Genomic DNA, 23,291 nt, shown 5'->3' with positions numbered 1-23,291 from the left:
CCGCTATCGTCCGGCAGCGTTTGCTCTGCGAGCGCCGGGCAATTGCACACGCGCAATCAGCCCCGCGCCGCTGCGATTGCGCAGTGTCAGCTCTCCGCCTTGTTCGCGAACGATTGCCCGCGCAGCGGACAATCCCAGGCCGACACCGCCGGTATCACGGTTGCGTGAGGTTTCCAGTCGATAAAAAGGCTCGAACACTCGCTCAAGCGCAGACTCGGGAATGCCCGGGCCATCGTCCATGACTTCGATGCAAACCCGCTGCTCATCCTCCATCAGCTGGATGCTCGGCTTACTTGCATACTTCACTGCGTTTTCCAGCAGGTTGACCACCACCCGCTTGATCCCGAGCGGGCGGCCGTCGTACACCAGATGGGCCGGGCCAGTGAAATCGACCTCGATACCTTGGTCGCGGAAATCATCGATGATCGTTTGCAGCAACTCCGAGAGATCGAACGCAGTGGTTTGCTCCCTGTGGGTTTCTTCGCGGAAAAAGCCCAGCGCCGCGTTGATCATCGTTTGCATTTCTTCGATGTCACGGACCATTTTGCGCTGCTGCTCCAGGTCGTCCATGAACTCGCTGCGCAGGCGCATCCGCGTCAAAGGAGCCCGCAGGTCGTGGGAGATGGCGGCGAGCATTTGCGTGCGCTCGCTGAGAAAGTGCCGAATCTGCGCCTGCATGGTGTTGAAGGCGATGATGGCCTGGCGAATCTCATGGGGGCCCTCGATTTTGATCGGCGGCGCATGCAAATCCCCGCCGAAGCGGCGCGCGGCGCTGGCAAAGCGTTGCAGCGGGTTGGCCAGTTGCCGGGTGGCAACCCAGGCGACGAGCAGGGTTGCGATCAGACCCAGGGCAATGATGATCGGGATCCGGACATTGGCGTCGAGTCCCCAGCTTCGTTCCGGCGGCGTGAACGACAACCAGCTGCCATCGAGCAACTGCACGAGTGCAACGTAGTGCGCCTGAGGGCTTTCGTCCGGCCAGTCGCCGGGGTTGAAGACTTCAATGTCTCGGGGAGTATCACCCAGCAATTGCTGTAACGGCGAACTGTTCGGCGTCACCTGTTTACCGCCCGAGGGCAGGTGGAAATCGGACCGCTGCGGGTGCCAGTTCACCTCAAGCATCGGGCTGCTTGCCGCAGCGGCCAAATGCGAACGCGAGGCCGCCGGCGCCGCTTCGATTACCCGCACATTCGCCGCCATCTGTTCCAGCAAGCCCGTGCGCTCGATGGGCGGACGGCCCCATGTACCGGCGAGCTGCATGAACAAACCATTGAGTGCCAGCGAAGCGATCATCGCCGCGACGATGGTCAGCGCGATCCGGCTTCTGAGAGTGTCGCGAGGGGCCAGTCGACGGATCACGAGCGGGTTACCCTGGCAGAGAACATGTAGCCGCCGTTGCGCACCGTGCGAATCAGGTCCGGGCGCTTGCTGTCCGGTTCGATCTTGCGGCGCAGGCGACTGACCTGCACATCGATGCTGCGGTCATAGGCATCGTGGCCCTGGCCACGCGCCAGGTCGATCAGTTGTTCCCGGGTGAGAATGCGTTGCGGATGCTCGAGAAAAACCAGCAGCAAATCGAACTCCCCGGCCGACAGCGGAATCATCACGCCCTCGGGTGAGCGCAACTCGCGACAGGTGATATCCAGTTGCCAATCGGCAAAGGTAATGACCGGCCGCGTCGGTTCCTGCCCCAGGCTTTTCTCGCCTGCGCGACGTTGCACAGCGCGCAGACGGGCCAGCAGCTCCCTCGGGTCGAACGGTTTGGTCAGGTAATCGTCAGCGCCCAGTTCCAGACCGATGATGCGGTCGCTCAGCTCGCCCATGGCGGTCAACATGATGATCGGAATTGCCGTTCTCGCCCGCAGCTTCTGGCAAAGACTCAGGCCGCCTTCGCCCGGCAGCATCAGGTCAAGAATGATGATGTCCGGGCGGTTTTTTTCGATCACCGCCCACATGGCGTCACCCTGGGTGGCCAGATCCACTTCGTAGGCATGCTGAACAAAGAACTTTTTCAGCAAGTCCAGGATTTCCACATCGTCGTCGACGATCAGCAGTCTGCTCACGTTCAGGGGTCCATGGGTCGGAAAAGGAGCGTATCTAAAACCATTGCGCGGCCGCGGTCATATATTTCAATCGAGCAACATTTCTACATCCCGGACATTTTTCGGACATACCACCGCAATCCCCCTGCGGCACCCTGCGCGACTTTCAACCCATGAGGTCTTCCATGCAGGGATCAAACAGCACCTACCCGATCGAGGCGGTCGATAGCGCGCATAGCGTGATCCTCAATCAGCGCACAAGTACCCCAGGCGACGACGAACCGATTTTATTCCAGCAGGCATGCCTGGGTCTGACCGACGATCGGACCCACGTTGTACTGCGCCGTTATTACGAGCGCTACAGCCCGACCGACAGCAACTGGGTGGAATACATCCACTCAGTGCCCATTGCCGAATTCACCCACTGGATCATGGCCCATGGCGGCCTGCGTATCGAATGCTCGGAAGAGCTGCCGAACGGCAGATGATCAGCGGCAAGCCCCTTGCGCAATTCATCCACTCAGGAATCCCTTGATGAGAAAACACTTCTCGCTGCCGCTATTGGCTGCCACCACCCTGGCCCTTGCGGCGTGCAGCAACAAAAAAGTCATGCCTGAGGCCTACTCGGGCTTCTTGAAGGACTACAGCGTTTTGACCGAACACCAGTCGCCGTCGGGGCAAACCGTGCTGAGCTGGGTGAGCCCGACACTCAAGGTCGAGCGTTACACGCAGGTGTACATCGAACCGAGCCAGTTCTATCCACAGCCCCTGCCTTCTGAGCGAATTCCGCAGACTACGCTCTCGGACACCACCTGGTATTACGACGCCGTGCTCAAGCACGAACTGGGTAAAGTCCTGCATGTGGTTACAAAGCCTGGGCCTAACACCCTGATCGTTCGGCCCGCGATCACCGGCGTCACGGCCAGCACCCAAAGCCTGCGCTACTATGAATGGTTGCCGATTACCCTGGTTGCAGCGGGCGTCAGCACGGCCACCGGGATCCGCGACCAAGACAGTGAAATCGCTACCGAAGTGCTGCTTCTCGATGGCGGGACCAAGGCCGTGGTAGCTGAAGTGGTGCGCAAAGGCACGGGTGTCCCGCTGGAAAACGACCAGCAAGTCATCACGACGGCGAACGTCAAGAGCGTGCTCGATGGTTGGGCCAGCGACCTGCGCAATTCGTACGTGGCGATGCGCAACAAACAGTAACCCGGCACGCATCCAAAGCAATCTGGCAGGAATCCCAATGCATCCGGCGGCTGGCTGTAGCAAAGTGCAAGAATGCCAGTCACCGGCTTTTCCTCAGGAATGCACACATGTCCAGCACCCACGCATCACCAAAGAGATCACCGCTTGCCCGGCTCGCCCTGGCCATTTCCCTGAGTGCACTCGGCCTGTCTTTCTGCGCCGGCAATGCCCTGGCCCATGGTGGCCAAGCGGAAATGGTGCCACTGCAGGCGGGTCTTGAAGCGTTTGGGGCCACGGTCAAATGGGACGATTATTCGAACCTGTTCACCATTGCCAAGGATGGGGTCTACCTCAAGGTCAAGCCTGACAGCAAAGTGGCCATGCTCAACGGCAAGCGCATCGAGCTGACGGTGCCGGTGGTGTTCAAGGACCATACGGCGTTCATGTCCAAGGACTTCATCAACCAGGTGTTCCAGTCCGGCCTGGACAAGACCTTCGTCGTCGAGACCCGTCCCAGTCCGCTCAACCCCTTGAGCGCGGCTGAAATCACGGCGGCGGTGGACATCGTCAAGCAATCGGAAAACTACAAACCTGGCTTTCGCTTCACCGAAGTCTCGGTCAAGGAACCGCCGAAGGATCAGGTGTGGAACTTCGTCCTTACGGGGCAAAACGTCAGCCAGCCGCGCCAGGCTTCGATCGTGGTACTGGACGGCAAGCATGTGATCGAAGCGTTGGTCGATCTCGACAGCAAACAGCTCAAGTCCTGGACACCGCTGCAAGGCGCCCATGGCATGGTGTTGCTGGACGATTTCGCCACGGTGCAGACCGCCGTGGAAACCAGCCCGGAATACGCGCAAGCCTTGGCCAAGCGCGGTATCACCGATGTGAAGAAGGTCGTGGCGACACCGCTGACCGTCGGTTACTTCGACGGCAAGGACGGCCTGGCGCAGGACAAACGCCTGCTGAAAATCGTCAGCTACCTGAATGTCGATGACGGCAATTATTGGGCGCACCCGATCGAAGGCCTGGTGGCGATTGTCGATCTGGAACAGAAAAAACTGATCAAGATCGAAGACGACGCGCTGATCCCGGTGCCGATGAAACCGACGCCGTATGACGGACGTGGACGCCAGGCCGTGGCCGTCAAACCGCTGGAAATCATCGAACCCGAGGGCAAGAACTACACCATCAGCGGCAACAGCATTCACTGGCAGAACTGGGATTTCCATGTTCGCCTCGACTCGCGGGTCGGGCCGATCCTGTCCACCGTTACTTACGACGACAAGGGCAAGAAACGCAAGATCATGTACGAAGGCTCGCTGGGCGGGATGATCGTGCCTTACGGCGACCCCGATGTCGGTTGGTACTTCAAGGCCTACCTCGACTCAGGCGACTACGGCATGGGCACCCTGACTTCACCGATTGCCCGCGGCAAAGACGCGCCGCAAAACGCCGTGTTGCTGGACGCCACCATCGCCGACTACACCGGCGCACCAACCGCCATCCCCCGGGCCATCGCGGTATTCGAGCGCTATGCCGGCCCGGAGTACAAACACCAGGAAATGGGCCAGCCCAACCTCAGCACCGAGCGGCGTGAACTGGTGGTGCGCTGGATCAGCACCGTGGGCAACTACGACTACATCTTCGACTGGGTCTTCCAGCAGAACGGCACCCTCGGCATCGATGCCGGCGCCACCGGTATCGAAGCGGTCAAGGGCGTGAAATCCAGGACCATGCACGAAGAGACCGCCAAGGAAGACACCCGCTACGGCACTCTGCTCGACCACAACATTGTCGGCACCACGCACCAGCACATCTACAATTTCCGCCTCGATATGGATGTGGACGGCGAGCAGAACTCGCTGGTGGAAGTGAACCCGGTGGTGTTGCCCAACGACCGCGGCGGACCGCGCACCAGCACCATGCAGACCGAGACCAGAGTAGTCACCAGCGAACAGCAAGCGGCGCAGAAATTCGACCCGTCGACCGTGCGCCTGCTGACCAACTTCAGCAAGGAAAACAAGGTCGGCAACCCAGTGTCCTACCAGTTGATTCCGTATGCCGGCGGCACGCACCCGGTGGCCAAGGGTGCCAACTTCGGCAAGGACGAATGGCTCTACCACCGGCTGAGTTTCATGGACAAGCAACTGTGGGTGACGCAGTACAACCCGGAGGAAAAGTACCCGGAAGGCAAATACCCGAACCGCTCGGACAAGGACTCGGGGCTGGGGCAGTTCACCCAGGACAACCAGTCCATCGAGAACACCGACAATGTGGTCTGGCTGACCACCGGCACCACCCACATCGCCCGCGCCGAGGAATGGCCGATCATGCCGACCGAATGGGTGCATGTGCTGCTCAAGCCGTGGAACTTTTTTGATGAAACGCCAACGTTGAATCTCAATTCAGCGAAGTAAAACGGTAAGCACATTACCTGTGGGAGCGGGCTTGCCCGCGATGACGGAGTGTCAGTGGACAGCATTGTTGTCTGATACACCGCTATCGCGGGCAAGCCCGCTCCCACAGGGTCAAGCGGTGCTCATGAAATCAGGCGTACTGTTTGCGGTATTCGCCCGGTGCAATGCCGAAGCGCGATTTGAACGCTGTGGAAAAGTAGCTCGAATCGGAGAACCCCCACGAATACCCCAGCACCGACAATTTCTGTTCCTTGCCTGACTGACGCAGGGATTCAGCGCACAGGTCCAGCCGTCGGTTCTTGATGTAGCGCGCCACCACCAGGCCTTTCTTGGCAAACATCCGGTACAGGCCTCGGGTCGACATGCCGACTTCCCGCGCCAGCCATTCCGGGCACAGTTCCTCGGAGCGGATGTTCGCGTCGATAAAGCTCAGGGTCTTGCGGAAGATCCGTTCATGCGGGTCTGTGCAATCGTCGGTCTGGCTGATGGCCGGACGCAGCAGGCTGACAATCGCTTCCAGGGTCGCTTCACTTTCCTGGCGGCTGAGGTTCTGCTGGCGCGTGGCATCGAGGATCAAGCGATGCGAAAGCATGGCAATGGGCGATGTCGCCGCGATCCGGTGGCCGCACTTGACCTGGTTGAAGCGCAGGGTTTGCTCGACCAGTTGATACGGCAGGATCAACGACAATTGCCGGGAATTTTCGCTGTAGGTGAAATCACTGGGCCGCGAGGCATCGATCAGGGTGATGTCACCGGCGGACAACAGCACCTTGTCGTCGCCCTGGGCCATGCCTGCGGTGCCATCGAGCTGGAACACCGCAAAGTACTTGCCGTCCTCGCCCGCCGCCACTTGTTGCGGCGTGCGGTAGAGCCGAGCCTGGCAAGCATCGACGAAGCTGAGCTTTAAGGCATCGCTGTGGTATTCGCGGATCCGCCCGGCAAAGTCGCTGCCCAGGGGTTGTGCGTTGAAGGCGCCGCAGATCTGGTTGATCTGATGGATCCACTGATCGAACCCGTCCTGGCGCTGTGCGGTTGTAGAAATCATGTCAGGCCTCACGCAGGCTTATTTTTATTGTCTACGCCAATCCACACGACATCGGGATGCTTCTAGTCTCCTGAACCGCACCTTTCCCTGAACAATGACGTGTTTACTTGAGTCCGCCAAAACGTCGATAAAAGCTTTCACCGACATCCGGCAACGGACCATCGGCCGTCTCCAGTGCGCTGTTGAGCCACTCTTCGGCCTTGGCGTAAATCAAACGGTAAATATTGCGGCACAACTGCCGGGCCGCACGCCCTTCCCAATCACCGGGCAACAACTCGTCGGGCAATTGCGGGTCGCGCAGCAGCAGTTTGCGGTACTCGTGAATCAGCAGAATCCGTGCCAGGAAGCAGTCCGAGGGTTGCAGGTTCTCCTGCTCGCGAAGCGCTTGCCAGAGCGGTCGGAACAGCTGGATGAACTCGCTGTAATGGGTCGCCAGTTCCTCGATGTTCCAGCTCTCGCGCACTTGCAGGCGCAGGGCCTTGGAGGCCAGCACATCCTGAGCGGTGGTTTCGAAGACGATGGTGTCTTCCTGGGCCCCCAGGTCGAGCAGCGTTGCGTTGATATCGGCACGGTCGCTGCGCGGGCAGGCCAGGACCACTGGCGAAATCGCACCAAAACCTTGCCACTCCAGTTCTTCGCGCACTTGTTTGCGCTTGTCCTGGGTCAACTGCGACAGCATCACCAGGCACCACGAACCGTCCCAGGCCGGCATGCTGGTGCTGTAGACCCGCTTGAACGCCTTGTCGAAACGCCGGCGACCGGTGCCGGTCAGGCTGTAATAGCTACGGCGGCCGACTTTCTCGGCGGTCAGCCAGCCTTCCTTGGTCAAACGGAAAATCGAGGTGCGGATCAGCCGTTCGTTGATGCCGATCGGCTCGAGCAATTGAATCAGGCTGCCCAGCCACACGGTGCCACCGTGGGGCTCGATGGCATCACCGTACAGCGTGATGATCAAGGAACTGGCGCGAATCGGCGTCTGCTCCTGGAAGCGCGTAATCAGATGGTTCAAGGGTGTCAGGGACGACATGGGCGTACCGAGCGAAAAAAGAAAAGGAATATACCGAATGCCGGGGTGTTAATCCCAATCCCTTGCAGGAGCCAGCCTGCAGGGGACCATGTTCACAAAGTGTTGCCTTTGGGGCGAAGGCCGCTGTCGCTGATTCGCGGCCGATCCGGCTCCGGTTCGCTCAGCGGTTCGCAAACCTGCATCTGCTCCAGGCAACGCTGGGCCAGTTGCTGGTATTCGCGCGTTCCCGCCTGCTTCCACGCCACTTCCTGATCGCTGAGGGTGCGCTTGACGCCGGCCGGTGCGCCCATCACCAGCGATTGCTCCGGACATTCGAACCCGGCCTTGACGAACGCCGCCGCCGAAACGAAAGAACGCGCACCGATCCGGGCGTTGTCCATGACCACCGCGTTCATCCCCACCAGTGCATCGGCGCCGATCCGACAGCCGTGCAGCACCGCGCCGTGGCCGATGTGGCCGTTGCGCTCGACCACGGTGTCGCTGTCGGGGAAGCCGTGCATGACGCAGGTGTCCTGCAGGTTGGCGCCCTCCTCCAGCACGATCCGCCCGAAATCGCCACGCAGGCTGGCCAGCGGACCGACATAGCAACGCGGGCCGATGATCACGTCACCTATCAATACAGCGGACGGGTGCACATAAGCGCTTGGGTCAACCACTGGAGTCAGGCCATCAAGGCTGTAGCAGGTCATGGCAGGTTCCTTCACAAAGCGATGCAATTAATGACTCATTTTGTATCACATCACTTTTGCAATCACAAAGACTAAAAAGCGTATCACTTGAAACAGCCCTTTCCGACGAATGCCAGCAGGGCCCTAGAATCAACGAAAAACCCAATAAAACCGAGACAAATCACTCACACAGGGCCCCTCAATCGCAGTGACATCAAACCAGAAGACTCTCAATTAAGACACATTAATTCTATTTTCATATTGCTTTTACGTATCACGTTGTAGCTATACTTTGGCAAAACCGGCCCCAGCGGCCGATCCAATAACGAGCCGGCATCACGCCGAGCGTGCACCGTGAGGGCATCCGCCATGCCTCTAACCCTTGCCGTCGAGTTGATCGAGCCTGGCGTCCGCCTGATTACCCTGCAGCGCCCACAAGCATTGAACGCCCTGACCACTGAGTTACTCGGTGAACTGGCCGATGAACTGAATGCTGCGCAAGCCGATCCCGACACCCGCGTCGTCGTACTCACCGGCAGCCGCAAAGCCTTCGCCGCTGGCGCCGACATCAAGGAAATGGCTGAGCGCGATCTGGTCGGTATCCTCGACGATCCGCGCCAGGCATCGTGGCAAGCCATTACCCGCTTCAGTAAACCGCTGATCGCCGCCGTCAACGGCTTCGCCCTGGGCGGCGGCTGCGAACTGGCGATGCACGCCGACATCATCATTGCAGGCCTCGACGCCCGCTTCGGCCAGCCGGAAATCAATCTCGGGATCATGCCCGGCGCGGGCGGTACCCAACGCCTGTTGCGCGCGGTCGGCAAATCCATGGCCATGCAAATGGTCCTCACCGGCGAACCGATCGATGCCCGCCAGGCCCAACGCGCCGGGCTGGTCAGCGAAGTGACGCAACCGGAATTCACCGTCGAACGCGCCCTGCACATTGCCCGCAGCATCGCGGTCAAGGCGCCGCTGGCAGTACGCCTGGCCAAGGAAGCCCTGCTCAAAGCCATGGACACCGACCTCGCCAGCGGCCTGCGCTTCGAGCGCCACGCCTTCACCGTGCTGGCCGGCACCCGCGATCGCAACGAAGGCATTGCCGCCTTTCAGGAAAAACGCCTGCCGACCTTTACCGGCCAGTAATCACTGAATTCGAGATCTCCAAGAGAGCGCCAAGACCATGAACTTCGAACACATCCTGTTTTCCATCGAGGCCGGCGTCGCCCTGCTCAGCCTCAATCGCCCGGACCAGCTCAACAGCTTCAACACCCAGATGCATGGCGAGGTCAAAGAAGCGCTCAAACAAGTGCGGCAAAACCCGGACGTGCGCGTGCTGCTGCTGACCGGTGAAGGTCGCGGCTTCTGCGCCGGGCAGGATCTGAGCGACCGCAACGTCGCCCCGGGCAGCGCCGTGCCGGATCTGGGCGAGTCCATCGAGAAGTTCTACAACCCGCTGATCCGCCAGCTGCGCGACCTGCCGATGCCGGTGATTTGCGCGGTCAACGGTGTGGCAGCCGGGGCCGGTGCCAACATTCCACTGGCCTGCGATCTGGTACTGGCGGCGCGCTCGGCGAGCTTCATTCAGGCGTTCTGCAAAATCGGCCTGATCCCTGATTCCGGTGGCACCTGGACCTTGCCGCGCCTGGTCGGCATGGCTCGGGCCAAGGCTCTGGCACTGCTGGGCAACCGCCTGAGTGCCGAACAGGCCGAACAATGGGGCTTGATCTACCAGTGCGTGGACGACGCCGACCTGCGCGACGAAGCGCTGAAACTGGCCCGCCATCTGGCGACGCAGCCGACCTACGGCCTGGCGCTGATCAAGCGCAGCCTCAACGCCAGCCTGAGCAACAGCTTTGACGAACAGCTGGAACTGGAGCGAGACCTGCAACGCCTGGCCGGGCGTAGCGAGGACTACCGCGAAGGCGTCGGCGCCTTCATGGAAAAACGCACCCCAGTTTTCAAGGGGCGCTGAGTCATGAGCGCACTCAACACCAACGCACGCATCGCCGTGATCGGCGCCGGTGCCATGGGCGCGGGCATTGCCCAGGTCGCGGCGCAGGCCGGGCATCCGGTGCTGCTGCTGGACAATCGCCCAGGCGCGGCCGCTCAAGCCATTGAAGGCATCGATCGGCAACTGGGCAAACGGGTCGAAAGCGGCAAGCTGTCGGCCGAATCGCGCACTGCAACCGTTGCTCGCCTGCAGGCGGTGGACGCCATCGAAGCCCTGGCCGACTGCGCGCTGATCATCGAGGCCATCGTCGAAAACCTTGATGTCAAGCGTGCACTGTTCCGTCAGCTCGAAGGCATTTGCAGCGAACATTGCATCCTCGCCAGCAATACCTCATCGCTGTCGATCACCAGCATCGCTGCGCAGCTTGAACATCCTCACCGCTTGCTCGGCCTGCACTTCTTCAACCCGGCGCCAGTGATGGCGCTGGTGGAAATCGTCTCCGGGCTGGCCAGCGATCCGACATTGGCCGAGTGCCTGTACGACACCGCCAGGGCCTGGGGCAAAAAACCGGTGCACACCCGCTCCACACCGGGCTTCATCGTTAACCGCGTGGCCCGGCCGTTTTACGCCGAAAGTCTGCGGATGCTTCAGGAAGGCGCGGCCGACTGCCCGACACTGGATGCGTTGATGCGCGAGGCCGGTGGCTTTGCCATGGGCGCGTTCGAACTGACCGATCTGATCGGCCACGACGTCAACTACGCCGTGACCTGCTCGGTGTTCGACGCCTATTACCAGGACACGCGCTTCCTGCCGTCGCTGATCCAGAAAGAGCTGGTCGACGGTGGACGCCTGGGGCGCAAGAGCGGCCAGGGTTTCTACAGCTACGCCCAAGGGGCAGAGCGCCCGCATACCACGCAAATCAGCAGCGACGCGCAGGTCGAGGTTTGTGCCGTGGAAGGCGACCTCGGTATCGCCCAAGGTTTGCTTGTGCGACTGCGCGAACAAGGCGTCCAGATCATCCAGCGCGATGGCAAGGGTTTGCTGCGGATCGGTGACGCCGTGCTGGCCTTGAGCGATGGGCGCATGGCCTGTCAGCGGGCTCGGGAAGACGGGCTGCGCAACCTGATCCTGCTGGATCTGGCGTTCGATTACGTCAATGCCAAACGCATCGCCATCAGCCATGCGGCTGGCATCGATCCACAGGCTCTTGAGCAAGGCGTGGCCTTGCTGGAACGGGCCGGGCTCAAGGTCAGCCTGCTCAGTGACAGCCCGGCCCTCGCCGTGCTGCGCACCGTGGCGATGCTCGCCAACGAAGCGGCCGACGCCCTGCTGCAAGGCGTGGCCTCAGCCAAAGACATCGATCTGGCGATGCGCGCCGGGGTCAACTATCCGCAGGGGCCGTTGGCCTGGGCTGATGCCATTGGCCTGTCGCACATTCTTGAAACGCTGGAAAACCTGCAGGCCAGTTATGGCGAGGAGCGCTACCGGCCGTCGCTGCTGCTGCGCCGTCGGGTCGCCGAAGGGAGACACTTCCATGACTAATCACCAAGCCATGACATTGGCCAGCGACTGTGCGCAAGCATTGTTCCAGCGCGACACCGCCAGCCAGGCCATGGGCATGCGCCTGCTCTCGGCCGGCCCCGGTTGTGCCCGGGTCGGCATGACCGTGCGCGCGGACATGCTCCAGGGCCACGGCACTTGCCACGGCGGTTACCTGTTCGCCCTCGCCGACTCGGCGTTTGCCTTTGCCTGCAACAGCTACAACGAAGCCACCGTGGCCATCGGTTGCAGCATCGACTACATCGCCCCGGCCCGCCTGGGTGACACGCTCAACGCCGACTGCATCGAGCAAAGCCGCTCCGGGCGCACCGGCAACTACGACGTGCGCATTGAAAACCAGCAGGGCCAGTTGATCGCCCTGTTCCATGGCAAATCCTACAAAGTGCGCGGCCCGGTGCTGACGCAGGAGAACCCGAATGAATGACGCCCTGATCATCGATGCAGTCCGCACCCCGATAGGCCGCTACGCCGGTGCATTGAGCAGCGTGCGCGCCGACGACCTCGGCGCGGTGCCGTTGCGCGAACTGCTGCGCCGCCACCCGCAAGTCGACTGGAACAGCGTCGACGACGTGATCTACGGCTGCGCCAACCAGGCCGGCGAAGACAACCGCAACGTCGCGCGCATGTCGGCGTTGCTGGCCGGGTTGCCGGTGAGCGTGCCGGGCACCACCCTCAATCGTTTGTGCGGCTCCGGGCTGGATGCTGTCGGCACAGCGGCGCGGGCGATTCGCAGTGGTGAGGCCGGGTTGATGCTGGTCGGGGGTGTTGAGTCGATGTCGCGCGCGCCGCTGGTGATGGGCAAGGCTGAGCAGGCGTTCTCTCGTGCGGCCGAAATGTTCGACACCACCATTGGCTGGCGCTTCGTCAACCCACTGATGAAAAAGGCCTACGGCATCGATTCCATGCCGGAAACCGCCGAGAATGTCGCCGAACAGTTCAACATCTCCCGCGCTGACCAGGATGCCTTTGCCCTGCGCAGCCAGCAACGCGCCGCGGCCGCCCAGGCCAGTGGGCGATTGGGGAAAGAAATCGTCGCGGTAGAAATCCCGCAGCGCAAAGGCCCGGCCAAAGTGGTCGAGCTCGATGAACATCCTCGCGGCGACACCACCCTTGAGCAACTGGCCAAACTGGGGACGCCGTTCCGCGAAGGCGGCAGCATCACCGCCGGCAACGCCTCCGGGGTCAACGACGGCGCCTGCGCGCTGCTGCTGGCCAACCCGGAAACCGCCAAACGCCACGGCCTGACAGCCCGTGGCCGGGTCGTGGCCATGGCCACTGCCGGCGTCGAACCACGGATCATGGGCATCGGCCCGGTGCCGGCCACGCGCAAGGTGCTGGAGCTGGCAAACCTGAGCCTGGCCGACATGGACGTGATCGAACTCAACGAAGCGTTTGCCGCACAGGGCCTGGCGGTGCTGCGCGAGCTTGGCCTGAGCGACACCGATCCGCGGGTGAACCCCAACGGCGGTGCCATTGCCCTCGGCCACCCGCTGGGCATGAGCGGCGCGCGACTGGTGACCACTGCCCTGCATGAGCTTGAGGAACGTAACGGCCGCTACGCCCTATGCACCATGTGCATCGGTGTCGGCCAAGGGATCGCCCTGATCATCGAGCGTCTATCCCACTAAAGAATCGCGATTCCCAAGGAGCCCAGAGGTATCCTTGGGGCATGCACTCAAAGCCCCTGCACGCGGGGGCTGGAACACAAAAACAATTCGAGTGAATACATGAACATGCCAATTGCCAAAGCCGTGCTCAACCCTGTGCTGGACCCGCTGGAAACCGCCAGCATCGACGAGCTGCGCCAGCATCAGCTGGAACGCCTGCGCTGGAGCCTGAACCACGCCTACAACAACGTGCCGCTGTATCGTCAGCGTTTCGATGCGCTGGGCGTGCACCCGGATGACATCCAATCCCTGGACGACCTGGCGAAGTTTCCCTTCACCACCAAATCCGACCTGCGCGACAACTACCCTTACGGCATGTTTGCCGTACCGATGCACGACATCGTGCGATTGCACGCGTCCAGCGGCACCACTGGCAAACCGACCGTGGTCGGCTACACCCAGAACGACATCGACACCTGGGCCAATGTGGTGGCCCGTTCGATCCGTGCAGCCGGTGGCCGCCGTGGCGACAAAGTGCACATTTCCTACGGCTACGGCCTGTTCACCGGCGGCCTCGGCGCGCACTACGGCGCCGAACGCCTGGGTTGCACCGTGATTCCGATGTCCGGTGGCCAGACTGAAAAGCAAGTGCAATTGATCAAGGATTTCCAGCCGGACATCATCATGGTCACGCCGTCCTACATGCTCAACATCGCCGATGAAATCGAGCGCCAGGGCATCGACCCGCACAAACTGGCCCTGCGCCTGGGCATCTTCGGCGCCGAACCGTGGACCGCCGAACTGCGCAGCGCCATCGAGGCACGCCTGGGCATCACCGCGCTGGACATCTACGGCCTGTCGGAAATCATGGGGCCAGGTGTCGCCATGGAATGCGCCGAAACCAAGGACGGCCCGACCATCTGGGAAGACCATTTCTACCCGGAAATCATCGACCCGGTCACCGGTGAAGTGCTGCCGGACGGGCAGATGGGCGAACTGGTGTTCACCTCACTGAGCAAAGAAGCCCTGCCGATGATCCGCTACCGCACCCGCGACCTGACCCGCCTGCTGCCGGGCACCGCGCGTCCGATGCGACGCATCGACAAAATCACCGGACGCAGCGATGACATGCTGATCATTCGCGGGGTCAACGTGTTCCCGACGCAGATTGAAGAACAGGTCCTGAAAGTCAAACAACTTGCCGAGTGTTATGAGATCCATCTGTATCGCAATGGCAACCTGGACAGCGTGGATGTGCATGTCGAACTCAAGGCAGAGCACCAGCACCTGAGTGACGAACAACAGAAGGCTGTTTGCGGGGAATTGAGCAAACACATCAAGACGTATATCGGCATCAGCTCGCGGATTGTCTTGCAGCCGTTCCATTCGATCAAACGCTCGGAAGGCAAGGCCTGCCACGTATTGGATAAACGTCCGAAAGCATGACTGCTGCACCCTTTTCAGCCCCGCTTTTGCGGGGCTTTTTTTTGGGCGCACGGAAGATGATCGTTCCCACGCTCCGCGTGGGAATACCGCCGGGGACGCTCTGCGTCCCGCAGTCGCCGCCTGCGCAACGGTGACGCGGAGCGTCACGGGATGCATTCCCACGCGGAGCGCGGGAACGATCAATCGAAAGCGATACAAAAAACAAACGCGACACGTCATTTTATGTTTGATAAAAATTTCTGTATCGCTTATAAAGTTCTCCATGCCCCAGAACAGATTTCAAGGCGGGAACAAAAAATGTACGCACAGCTCGTAGAAACCGGCGTCAAGCGCATCAAGGACCTCTCGGAAATGTCCGAACAGGAACGCGCCTTCCAGGAAAAAATCGATTCAGAAATAAAGATCGAAGCCAAGAACTGGATGCCAGATGCCTACCGCCAGACCCTGATCCGGCAGATTTCCCAACACGCCCACTCCGAAATCGTTGGCATGCTGCCCGAAGGCAATTGGGTCACCCGCGCGCCGACGCTCAAACGCAAACTGCAACTGATGGCCAAGATCCAGGACGAAGCCGGCCACGGCCTGTACCTGTACAGCGCCATGGAAACCCTCGGCGCCGACCGTGATGAAGAAATCGCCAAACTGCACAGCGGCAAGGCCAAGTATTCGAGCATCTTCAATTACCCGACGCTGAACTGGGCCGACATGGGCGCGGTGGGCTGGTTGGTGGATGGCGCGGCGATCGTCAACCAGGTGGTGTTGCAGCGCACCTCGTACGGCCCCTACTCCCGGGCCATGGTGCGCATCTGCAAGGAAGAGAGCTTCCACCAGCGCCAGGGCTACGAAATTCTTCTGACCATGATGCGCCACGGTAATCAGGCGCAAAAAGACATGGTCCAGGACGCGATCAATCGTCTGTGGTGGCCGTCGCTGATGATGTTCGGCCCGAGCGACGAACACTCGCCGAACAGCGCGCAATCGATGGCCTGGAAAATCAAGCGCCAGAGCAACGATGAACTGCGCCAGCGCTTCATCGACCAAACCATCCCGCAACTGGAACTGCTGGGCTGCACCTGCCCCGATCCGGACCTGAAGTGGAATGCCGAACGCGGTCACTACGATTTTGGCGAAATCCAATGGAGCGAATTCTACGAAGTGCTCAAGGGAAACGGTCCGTGCAACACCGAACGCGTTGCCACCCGCCGCAAGGCGATTGAAGACGGTGCCTGGGTACGTGAAGCCGCCGTCGCCCACGCCCGCAAAAAACAAAACAAGAACGCCGCCTGATTCGGCCACCTGATGTGGAGTAATTGAAATGTCCGAGTGGACCCTCTTCGAAGTCTTCGTGCGCAGCAAGCACGGCCTCAACCACAAGCACGTCGGCAGCGTGCATGCCGCCGACACCACCATGGCCATCGAGAACGCACGCGAGCTCTACACCCGTCGCAGCGAAGGCGTGAGCCTGTGGGTGGTGCCTTCAGCCCTGATCACCGCTTCGTCGCCGGATGAAAAAGACCCGCTGTTCGACCCGTCGGACGACAAGGTCTACCGCCACGCCAGCTTCTACGAGTTGCCGGCCGAAGTCGGGCACATGTGAGGTCGACCATGGACAACAAGACTGATTTGATCGAATACCTGTTGCGTCTTGGCGACAGCGCCCTGATCCAGGGGCAGCGCCTGTGCCAATGGTGCGGCAAGGCCCCGGCGCTGGAAGAAGAGTTGGCGCTGATGAACGTCGGCCTCGACCTGGTGGGCCAGGCGCGCAACTGGCTGGAATACGCCGCCCAATTGCTTGGTGACGGCCGCGATGCCGATCACCTGGCGTTTCGTCGCGATGAGCGCGCCTATCGCAACCTGCTGCTGGTGGAACAACCCAACGGCGACTTCGCAGTGACCATGCTCAAGCAGTTCCTCTATGACGCCTGGCATTTGCCGGTGCTGCAGGGCCTGAGCCAGTCCAGCGACGAACGCATCGCCGGGATCGCCGCCAAGGCGGTGAAGGAAGTGACCTATCACCTGCGCCGCTCCGGCGAATGGATTGAGCGTATGGGTGACGGCACCGAGGAAAGCCACAAGCGCATGCTCGCGGCAATCCCCGAAGTCTGGCGCTTCACTGTAGAACTGATCGCCGCCGACGACAGCGAACAGCGCCTGTGCGAAGCCGGCATCACCCCGGACATCGCCAGCGTCGCCGCGCAGTGGCAAGCCAAGGTCAACGAAATCTTCGCCAGCGCCACCCTGCCCGTGCCCGCCGCGCCGAGCTATTTCTATCTGAATGCGCGCAAGGGCCTGCACAGCGAACACCTGGGCATTCTGCTGGCCGAGATGCAGTTCCTGCCACGAGCGTACCCCGATGCAACCTGGTGAGCTGATCGCCAGCGACCTCGGCGCCCGGCCGGCGCAACCGTCCGACCTGGCTGCCGCCTGGGCGATTCTGGCCGGGGTCATGGACCCGGAAGTCCCGGTGGTCAGCGTGGTCGACCTGGGCATTGTCCGCGATCTGGGCTGGCAGGCCGGGCACCTTCACGTTGTGGTCACGCCGACGTACTCCGGTTGCCCGGCCACCGAAGTGATCGAGAGCGATATCCGTGATGCCCTGGAGCTCGCCGGATTCAAGGCGCCGCAGCTGGAACGCAAATTGACCCCGGCCTGGACCACCGACTGGATCAGCGACAGCGGGCGCGAACGCCTGCGCGCCTACGGCATCGCCCCGCCCGAGGGCAGCACCAGCAAGCGCAGCCTGCTCGGTGAAGGCCCGCAGGTTGTGTGCCCGCAATGCGGCAGCGCCCACACCGAGGTGCTCAGCGAGTTCGGTTCCACCGCGTGCAAGGCGCTGTACCGCTGCGTCGATTGCCGGGAACCGTTCGACTATTTCAAGTGCATCTGAGCGGCGAATCGGCCGTCCCAGCTGGAGAACAACAATGAGCAAATTTCACAGCCTGACCATCAAGGATGTACGCGCCGAAACCCGTGACGCGGTGTCCATCGCCTTCGAAATTCCGCAGCACTTGCAGGACAGTTTTCACTTCACCCAGGGCCAGCACCTTGTGATGCGTACCCAACTGGACGGCGAAGAAGTGCGTCGCTCCTATTCGATCTGCACCGGGGTCAACGACGGTGAACTGCGCATCGCCGTCAAGCGTGTGGCCGGTGGACGCTTTTCGGCGTTTGCCAACGAGCAGCTCAAGGCCGGCCACACGCTGGAGGTGATGCCTCCGGCCGGGCATTTCTGCGTCGAACTCGACCCGGCGCGTCATGGCAACTATCTGGCCGTGGCCGCCGGCAGTGGCATCACGCCGATCCTGTCGATCATCAAGACCACCCTGGAAACCGAACCCCACAGCCGCGTCACCCTGTTGTACGGCAACCGCTCCAGCTCCGGCGCGCTGTTTCGCGAACAGCTCGAAGACCTGAAAAACCGCTACCTGCAACGCCTTAACCTGATCTTCGTGTTCAGCCGCGAGCAACAGGACGTCGACCTGTACAACGGCCGAATCAACGCCGAGAAATGCGAGCAACTGTTCAGCCGTTGGCTCGATGTCAAGGCGCTCGACGCCGCTTTCATCTGTGGTCCGCAGGAGATGACCGAGACGGTGCGCGATGGTCTCAAGGCCAAGGGCATGCAACCTGAACGCATCCATTTCGAACTGTTCGCCGCCGCCGGCAGCCAGCAAAAACGCGAAGCCCGTGAAGCGGCGCGCCAGGTGGATTCAGCGGTCAGCCAAATCACCGTGATCAGCGACGGCCGCGCCCTGGCCTTCGACCTGCCGCGTAACAGCCAGAGCATCCTCGATGCGGGCAATGCCCAGGGCGCCGAGCTGCCTTATTCGTGCAAGGCCGGCGTGTGCTCGACCTGCAAATGCAAGGTGATCGAAGGCGAAGTGGAAATGGACAGCAACCACGCTCTGGAAGACTACGAAGTGGCCGCCGGTTATGTGCTGTCGTGCCAAGCCTTCCCGATCAGCGACAAGGTGGTGCTGGATTTCGACCAGCTCTGATATCAGGCGCCACACCAAACCCTGTGGGAGCGGGCTTGCCCGCGATGAGGCCATCAGATTCAACATCACTGGTGACTGATCCATCGTTATCGCGGGCAAGCCCGCTCCCTCAGTTTTAGCGATAGACCCGAAATACTGTTTCACCCCAAAACAAAAACAACAAAGGAGAGCGCGTCATGACACCCCAAGACATAGAACTCATCCGCCAGCACCCCGACTTCATTCAACTGGTGCGGCGCAAGCAGACGCTGTACTGGTCGCTGTCGCTGATCATGCTGGTGATCTACTTCGGCTTCGTGTTGCTGGTCGCGTTCTCCCCCTCCACGCTCGGCCAATCCCTGAGCGGCGGCGTGACCACCGTGGGCATGCTGGTGGGTGTGGTCATCGTGGTGCTGGCCTTTGCCCTGACCGGTTTCTATGTCTATCGCGCCAACAACGTGATCGACCCGCTGAACGAAAAACTCAAGCAGGAGTGCGCCCGATGAGCCGTCTTCTCGCGTTGTTCCTGTTGCCGCTGGCGGTGGTCACTGATCTGGCGGTGGCCGCCGATGGCGTGTCCCGCCCGCTCAACTGGAACGCCATCGGCATGTTCCTGGTGTTCGTCCTGTTCACCCTCGGCGTGACACGCTGGGCGGCACTGCGCACCCGCTCCGCCAGCGATTTCTATACGGCTGGCGGCGGCATGACGGGTTTTCAGAACGGCCTGGCGATTGCCGGTGACATGATCTCGGCTGCCTCGTTCCTCGGCATTTCCGCGATGATGTTCCTCAATGGCTACGACGGCCTGCTCTACGCATTGGGCGTGCTCGCGGGCTGGCCGATCATCCTGTTCCTGATTGCCGAACGCCTGCGCAACCTGGGCAAATACACCTTCGCCGACGTGGTCTCCTATCGACTGGAACAAACCCCGGTGCGCCTGACGTCGGCATTCGGCACCCTGACCGTGGCGCTGATGTACCTGGTGGCGCAGATGGTCGGCGCTGGCAAGCTGATCGAATTGCTGTTCGGCATCGACTACCTCTACGCCGTGATGCTGGTCGGCGTATTGATGGTGTTCTACGTGACCTTCGGCGGCATGCTCGCCACCACGTGGGTACAGATCATCAAGGCGGTGATGCTGCTGTTCGGCACCAGTTTCATGGCGTTCATGGTGCTCAAGCACTTCGGTTTCAGCACCGAAGCGATGTTTGCCGGCGCCACTGCCGTGCATGCCAAGGGCGGCGCGATCATGGCACCCGGCGGTTTGCTGTCGAACCCGATCGACGCAATTTCCTTAGGGCTTGGCATGATGTTCGGCACTGCCGGCCTGCCGCACATCCTGATGCGTTTCTTCACCGTCAGCGATGCCAAGGAAGCGCGTAAAAGCGTGTTCTACGCCACCGGTTTCATCGGTTACTTCTACTTGCTGCTGATCATCGTCGGCTTCGGCGCCATCGTCATGGTCGGCACCGACCCGGCATTCCGTGACGCCAGTGGCGCGATCATCGGCGGTGGCAACATGGTCGCCGTGCACCTGGCCCAGGCCGTTGGCGGCAACCTGTTCCTCGGTTTCATCTCGGCGGTGGCCTTCGCCACCATTCTGGCGGTAGTTGCCGGGCTGGCACTGTCCGGCGCCTCGGCGGTGTCCCATGACCTGTATGCCTGCGTGATGCGCAAGGGCCAGGCCAGCGAACAGCAAGAGATGCGCGTGTCGCGAATCGCCACCCTGTGCATCGGCGTGCTGGCGATCATCCTCGGCCTGCTGTTCGAGTCGCAGAACATTGCCTTCCTCTCCGGCCTGGTGCTGGCCATCGCCGCCTCGGTGAATTTCCCGGTGCTGTTCCTTTCGATGTACTGGAAAGGCCTGACCACTCGTGGCGCAGTGCTCGGCAGCCTGGCTGGCCTGGTCTCGGCGATTGTCCTGCTGGTACTGAGCCCGGCCGTGTGGGTCAACGTCATGCATCACGACAAGGCACTGTTCCCGTATTCCAACCCGGCGCTGTTTTCCATGAGCCTGGCGTTCTTCAGCGCCTGGCTATTTTCCGTCACCGACCAGTCACCCCGTGCAGCCCTTGAACGCGGCCGTTATCTGGCGCAGTTCATCCGTTCCATGACCGGTATCGGCGCCTCGGGCGCCAGCCAGCACTGATCCTCTTTTGACCGGCGCGGCTCGAACCGCGCCAGACACTGACCATACCCGGAGCAATCCTGATGTCCTCCTCAACTGCACCGCATGCCCCAACCCTGCAAAGCTTCATCGCCGGCCGCTGGCTCGGCCAACACGGCGCGCAAGTCCTGCGCAGTGCCATCGACGGCCACGATATTGCGTACACCCATGAAGAGCGCCCGGACTTCGCCGAAGCCATCGAGCACGGTCGCCGCCAGGGCATCAGTGGCCTGATGGCGCTGGATTTCCAGCAACGCGCCCAACGTCTGAAGGCGTTGGCTCTGTACTTGAGCGAGCGCAAGGAACAGCTCTACGCGATTTCCCACCACAGTGGCGCCACCCGCGCCGACAGCTGGATCGACATCGAGGGCGGCAACAGCACGCTGTTCACCTACGCCAGCCTCGGCTCGCGGGAACTGCCGTCGGGCAACGTCGTCCATGAAGGCCCGGCGATGCAGCTGAGCAAAATGGGCACCTTCGCCGGCACCCACATCCTGGTGCCTCGTGGTGGCCTGGCGGTGCACATCAATGCGTTCAACTTCCCGATCTGGGGCATGCTCGAAAAGTTCGCCCCGAGCTTCCTCGCCGGCATGCCGTGCATCGTCAAGCCGGCCAGCGCCACCAGCTACCTGACCGAAGCCGTAGTGCGACTGATGGATGAATCCGGCCTGTTGCCGGCCGGCAGCCTGCAATTGATCATCGGCGGCACCGGCGACCTGCTCGACCGCCTGCAAGGCCAGGACGTTGTGACCTTCACCGGTTCGGCCGATACCGCGGCCAAGCTGCGGGTCAACCCGAACCTGATTCGCAATTCGGTGCCGTTCAATGCCGAAGCCGACTCGCTGAACTGCGCGATCCTCGCCCCGGACGTGACCCCGGATGACGAAGAGTTCGAGCTGTTCATCAAGGAAGTCGCCAGGGAAATGACCACCAAGGCCGGGCAGAAATGCACCGCCATCCGCCGCGCCATCGTCCCGGCCAAGCACATCGATGCGGTTGCCACCCGCCTGCGCGATCGCCTGGCCAAAGTGGTGGTCGGCGACCCGTCGGTGGAAGGCGTGCGCATGGGTGCGCTGGCGTCCCACGACCAGCAGAAGGACGTGACTGAACGTCTGCAAGCACTGTTGCAGAGCAGCGACATGCTGTTTGGCGCGCGCGATGGCTTTGAACCGCGTGGTGAAAATGTCGACAAAGGCGCGTTCTTCGCGCCAACCCTGTTGCAGGCCCGCGACCCGCATGCCGAGGGCGGCGCCCACGATATCGAAGCGTTCGGGCCGGTCAGTACCCTGATGGCCTACGACGATCTGGATGAAGCCTTGGCCTTGGCTGCACGCGGCAAAGGCAGCCTGGTGGCCAGTTTGATCACCAAGGATCCGCACATCGCCGCCAAAGCCATTCCGGTGGCGGCTGCATTGCACGGTCGGCTACTGGTGCTGGACCGTGAGTCCGCTGGCGAATCCACCGGTCACGGCTCGCCGCTGCCGCAACTCAAGCACGGTGGTCCGGGCCGCGCCGGTGGCGGTGAAGAACTCGGTGGCCTGCGTGCGGTGAAACACTACCTGCAACGCGCGGCGGTTCAAGGTTCGCCAACCATGCTGGCGGCGGTCACCGGCGAGTACGTGCGCGGTGCCAAGGTCATCGAAACCGAAGTGCATCCGTTCCGTCGTTACTTCCAGGACCTGCAGATCGGCGAATCGCTGCTGACTCACCGCCGCACCGTCACTGAAGCGGATCTGGTGAACTTCGGCTGCCTGTCGGGCGACCACTTCTACATGCACTTCGACGAGATCGCCGCCAAGGAATCGCAATTCGGCAAGCGCATTGCCCACGGTTACTTCGTGCTGTCGGCGGCAGCCGGGCTGTTTGTGTCGCCTGCGCCGGGGCCGGTGTTGGCCAACTATGGCCTGGACACCTTGCGCTTCATCAACCCGGTGGGCATCGGCGACACCATCCAGGCGCGCCTGACCTGCAAACGCAAGATCGACCAGGGCAAGAAGAGCCCTCAAGGAATTCCGCAAGGCGTGGTGGCGTGGGATGTGGAGGTGACCAACCAACTCGGCGAACTGGTGGCCAGCTATGACATTTTAACGTTGGTTGTAAAACGCGAAGACTGACCTCGCACCATTGACTGATCGTTCCCACGCTCCGCGTGGGAATACAGCCCGGGGCGCTCTGCGTCCCCTCCAGCGCTGGAAC

The 23,291-nt window shown here is 61.5% G+C and carries 22 protein-coding genes; 17 read left to right on the top strand and 5 right to left on the bottom strand.

All coding sequences use genetic code 11. The features are described from left to right. Nucleotides 1–3 precede the first annotated feature (3 nt). Nucleotides 4–1,359: an ATP-binding protein gene (locus tag D8U73_RS08420; protein WP_056854833.1), complete on the bottom strand. Its 1,356-nt coding sequence runs from the start codon at nt 1,357–1,359 to the stop codon at nt 4–6. After that, nucleotides 1,356–2,063, bottom strand: coding sequence for a response regulator (locus D8U73_RS08415; RefSeq protein WP_056854834.1), 708 nt, complete (start codon nt 2,061–2,063; stop codon nt 1,356–1,358). The genes D8U73_RS08420 and D8U73_RS08415 overlap by 4 nt, the downstream gene beginning before the upstream one ends. A 164-nt stretch (nt 2,064–2,227) precedes the next feature. On the opposite strand from D8U73_RS08415, the gene D8U73_RS08410 reads away from it, so the two are divergent. The 3 genes from D8U73_RS08410 (at nt 2,228) to tynA (ending at nt 5,647) form a co-directional block, all read left to right on the top strand. Beyond that, nucleotides 2,228–2,530, top strand: coding sequence for a hypothetical protein (locus tag D8U73_RS08410; protein ID WP_130904203.1), 303 nt, complete (start codon nt 2,228–2,230; stop codon nt 2,528–2,530). 46 nt (nt 2,531–2,576) lie between these two features. After that, a complete protein-coding gene (locus D8U73_RS08405; protein ID WP_130904202.1) occupies nt 2,577–3,251 on the top strand; it encodes a DUF3313 domain-containing protein in 675 nt (224 codons plus the stop codon). A gap of 107 nt (nt 3,252–3,358) precedes the next feature. Next, nucleotides 3,359–5,647, top strand: coding sequence for a primary-amine oxidase (gene tynA / locus D8U73_RS08400; RefSeq protein WP_130904201.1), 2,289 nt, complete (start codon nt 3,359–3,361; stop codon nt 5,645–5,647). A gap of 130 nt (nt 5,648–5,777) precedes the next feature. Here the strand turns inward: tynA and feaR are convergent, their stop codons facing one another. The 3 genes from feaR to paaY form a co-directional block, all read right to left on the bottom strand. Further along, nucleotides 5,778–6,692, bottom strand: a complete 915-nt coding sequence (feaR, locus tag D8U73_RS08395) for a transcriptional regulator FeaR (protein WP_130904200.1) — start codon at nt 6,690–6,692, stop codon at nt 5,778–5,780. A 103-nt stretch (nt 6,693–6,795) separates the two neighbouring features. After that, the gene (paaX, locus tag D8U73_RS08390; protein ID WP_056854839.1) at nt 6,796–7,719 is read right to left on the bottom strand and encodes a phenylacetic acid degradation operon negative regulatory protein PaaX; all 924 of its coding nucleotides are present in this window, start codon (nt 7,717–7,719) and stop codon (nt 6,796–6,798) included. Nucleotides 7,720–7,811: 92 nt separating this feature from the next. Continuing rightward, the gene (gene paaY, locus D8U73_RS08385; protein ID WP_056854840.1) at nt 7,812–8,408 is read right to left on the bottom strand and encodes a phenylacetic acid degradation protein PaaY; all 597 of its coding nucleotides are present in this window, start codon (nt 8,406–8,408) and stop codon (nt 7,812–7,814) included. A gap of 348 nt (nt 8,409–8,756) precedes the next feature. On the opposite strand from paaY, the gene paaF reads away from it, so the two are divergent. From paaF to paaZ, 14 genes are all read left to right on the top strand, one after another. After that, nucleotides 8,757–9,530, top strand: a complete 774-nt coding sequence (paaF, locus tag D8U73_RS08380; protein WP_056854841.1) for a 2,3-dehydroadipyl-CoA hydratase PaaF — start codon at nt 8,757–8,759, stop codon at nt 9,528–9,530. A gap of 37 nt (nt 9,531–9,567) precedes the next feature. Then, nucleotides 9,568–10,359 carry a 2-(1,2-epoxy-1,2-dihydrophenyl)acetyl-CoA isomerase PaaG gene (gene paaG, locus D8U73_RS08375; protein ID WP_056854842.1) on the top strand — a complete coding sequence of 264 codons (792 nt, stop codon included), beginning with the start codon at nt 9,568–9,570 and terminating at the stop codon, nt 10,357–10,359. Between the two features lie 3 nt (nt 10,360–10,362). Beyond that, a complete protein-coding gene (paaH, locus tag D8U73_RS08370) occupies nt 10,363–11,880 on the top strand; it encodes a 3-hydroxyacyl-CoA dehydrogenase PaaH (RefSeq protein WP_130904199.1) in 1,518 nt (505 codons plus the stop codon). Next, nucleotides 11,873–12,322 (top strand): hydroxyphenylacetyl-CoA thioesterase PaaI, encoded by a 450-nt coding sequence (gene paaI / locus D8U73_RS08365; protein ID WP_056854844.1) that lies wholly within the window; start codon nt 11,873–11,875, stop codon nt 12,320–12,322. Before paaH ends, paaI begins: the two co-directional genes overlap by 8 nt. Beyond that, the gene (gene pcaF, locus D8U73_RS08360) at nt 12,315–13,526 is read left to right on the top strand and encodes a 3-oxoadipyl-CoA thiolase (protein ID WP_130904198.1); all 1,212 of its coding nucleotides are present in this window, start codon (nt 12,315–12,317) and stop codon (nt 13,524–13,526) included. The genes paaI and pcaF overlap by 8 nt, the downstream gene beginning before the upstream one ends. 99 nt (nt 13,527–13,625) lie before the next feature. Then, nucleotides 13,626–14,951 (top strand): phenylacetate--CoA ligase PaaK, encoded by a 1,326-nt coding sequence (paaK, locus tag D8U73_RS08355; RefSeq protein ID WP_130904197.1) that lies wholly within the window; start codon nt 13,626–13,628, stop codon nt 14,949–14,951. Between the two features lie 297 nt (nt 14,952–15,248). Beyond that, entirely contained in the window at nt 15,249–16,238 is a 990-nt protein-coding gene (gene paaA / locus D8U73_RS08350) for a 1,2-phenylacetyl-CoA epoxidase subunit PaaA (RefSeq protein ID WP_056854847.1), read from the top strand. Nucleotides 16,239–16,266: 28 nt separating this feature from the next. Then, nucleotides 16,267–16,548, top strand: a complete 282-nt coding sequence (gene paaB / locus D8U73_RS08345) for a 1,2-phenylacetyl-CoA epoxidase subunit PaaB (RefSeq protein WP_007943393.1) — start codon at nt 16,267–16,269, stop codon at nt 16,546–16,548. Nucleotides 16,549–16,556: 8 nt separating this feature from the next. Next, nucleotides 16,557–17,318, top strand: a complete 762-nt coding sequence (paaC, locus tag D8U73_RS08340; RefSeq protein ID WP_130904196.1) for a 1,2-phenylacetyl-CoA epoxidase subunit PaaC — start codon at nt 16,557–16,559, stop codon at nt 17,316–17,318. After that, nucleotides 17,305–17,838 (top strand): 1,2-phenylacetyl-CoA epoxidase subunit PaaD, encoded by a 534-nt coding sequence (gene paaD / locus D8U73_RS08335; protein ID WP_130904195.1) that lies wholly within the window; start codon nt 17,305–17,307, stop codon nt 17,836–17,838. The genes paaC and paaD overlap by 14 nt, the downstream gene beginning before the upstream one ends. 34 nt (nt 17,839–17,872) lie before the next feature. After that, a complete protein-coding gene (gene paaE / locus D8U73_RS08330) occupies nt 17,873–18,949 on the top strand; it encodes a 1,2-phenylacetyl-CoA epoxidase subunit PaaE (protein ID WP_056854850.1) in 1,077 nt (358 codons plus the stop codon). A 176-nt stretch (nt 18,950–19,125) separates the two neighbouring features. After that, nucleotides 19,126–19,434, top strand: coding sequence for a DUF485 domain-containing protein (locus tag D8U73_RS08320; RefSeq protein WP_130904194.1), 309 nt, complete (start codon nt 19,126–19,128; stop codon nt 19,432–19,434). Next, entirely contained in the window at nt 19,431–21,077 is a 1,647-nt protein-coding gene (locus D8U73_RS08315) for a cation acetate symporter (RefSeq protein ID WP_056854852.1), read from the top strand. Before D8U73_RS08320 ends, D8U73_RS08315 begins: the two co-directional genes overlap by 4 nt. Before the next feature lie 62 nt (nt 21,078–21,139). Further along, nucleotides 21,140–23,209, top strand: coding sequence for a phenylacetic acid degradation bifunctional protein PaaZ (paaZ, locus tag D8U73_RS08310; RefSeq protein WP_130904193.1), 2,070 nt, complete (start codon nt 21,140–21,142; stop codon nt 23,207–23,209). Nucleotides 23,210–23,291: the final 82 nt, after the last annotated feature.

The organism is Pseudomonas sp. Sample_22 (assembly GCF_004307635.1).
Taxonomy (GTDB): Bacteria; Pseudomonadota; Gammaproteobacteria; order Pseudomonadales; family Pseudomonadaceae; genus Aquipseudomonas.
This window is presented reverse-complemented; position numbering and strand designations above follow the sequence as displayed.

Bases quoted from the DNA above. Each gene is read 5' to 3' on its own strand.
- D8U73_RS08410 (WP_130904203.1), top strand. From the start codon at position 2,228: ATGCAGGGATCAAACAGCACCTACCCGATCGAGGCGGTCGATAGCGCG.
- D8U73_RS08405 (WP_130904202.1), top strand. From the start codon at position 2,577: ATGAGAAAACACTTCTCGCTGCCGCTATTGGCTGCCACCACCCTGGCC.
- tynA (WP_130904201.1), top strand. From the start codon at position 3,359: ATGTCCAGCACCCACGCATCACCAAAGAGATCACCGCTTGCCCGGCTC.
- feaR (WP_130904200.1), bottom strand. From the start codon at position 6,692: ATGATTTCTACAACCGCACAGCGCCAGGACGGGTTCGATCAGTGGATC.
- paaX (WP_056854839.1), bottom strand. From the start codon at position 7,719: ATGTCGTCCCTGACACCCTTGAACCATCTGATTACGCGCTTCCAGGAG.
- paaY (WP_056854840.1), bottom strand. From the start codon at position 8,408: ATGACCTGCTACAGCCTTGATGGCCTGACTCCAGTGGTTGACCCAAGC.
- paaF (WP_056854841.1), top strand. From the start codon at position 8,757: ATGCCTCTAACCCTTGCCGTCGAGTTGATCGAGCCTGGCGTCCGCCTG.
- paaG (WP_056854842.1), top strand. From the start codon at position 9,568: ATGAACTTCGAACACATCCTGTTTTCCATCGAGGCCGGCGTCGCCCTG.
- paaH (WP_130904199.1), top strand. From the start codon at position 10,363: ATGAGCGCACTCAACACCAACGCACGCATCGCCGTGATCGGCGCCGGT.
- paaI (WP_056854844.1), top strand. From the start codon at position 11,873: ATGACTAATCACCAAGCCATGACATTGGCCAGCGACTGTGCGCAAGCA.
- pcaF (WP_130904198.1), top strand. From the start codon at position 12,315: ATGAATGACGCCCTGATCATCGATGCAGTCCGCACCCCGATAGGCCGC.
- paaK (WP_130904197.1), top strand. From the start codon at position 13,626: ATGAACATGCCAATTGCCAAAGCCGTGCTCAACCCTGTGCTGGACCCG.
- paaA (WP_056854847.1), top strand. From the start codon at position 15,249: ATGTACGCACAGCTCGTAGAAACCGGCGTCAAGCGCATCAAGGACCTC.
- paaB (WP_007943393.1), top strand. From the start codon at position 16,267: ATGTCCGAGTGGACCCTCTTCGAAGTCTTCGTGCGCAGCAAGCACGGC.
- paaC (WP_130904196.1), top strand. From the start codon at position 16,557: ATGGACAACAAGACTGATTTGATCGAATACCTGTTGCGTCTTGGCGAC.
- paaD (WP_130904195.1), top strand. From the start codon at position 17,305: ATGCAACCTGGTGAGCTGATCGCCAGCGACCTCGGCGCCCGGCCGGCG.
- paaE (WP_056854850.1), top strand. From the start codon at position 17,873: ATGAGCAAATTTCACAGCCTGACCATCAAGGATGTACGCGCCGAAACC.
- D8U73_RS08320 (WP_130904194.1), top strand. From the start codon at position 19,126: ATGACACCCCAAGACATAGAACTCATCCGCCAGCACCCCGACTTCATT.
- D8U73_RS08315 (WP_056854852.1), top strand. From the start codon at position 19,431: ATGAGCCGTCTTCTCGCGTTGTTCCTGTTGCCGCTGGCGGTGGTCACT.
- paaZ (WP_130904193.1), top strand. From the start codon at position 21,140: ATGTCCTCCTCAACTGCACCGCATGCCCCAACCCTGCAAAGCTTCATC.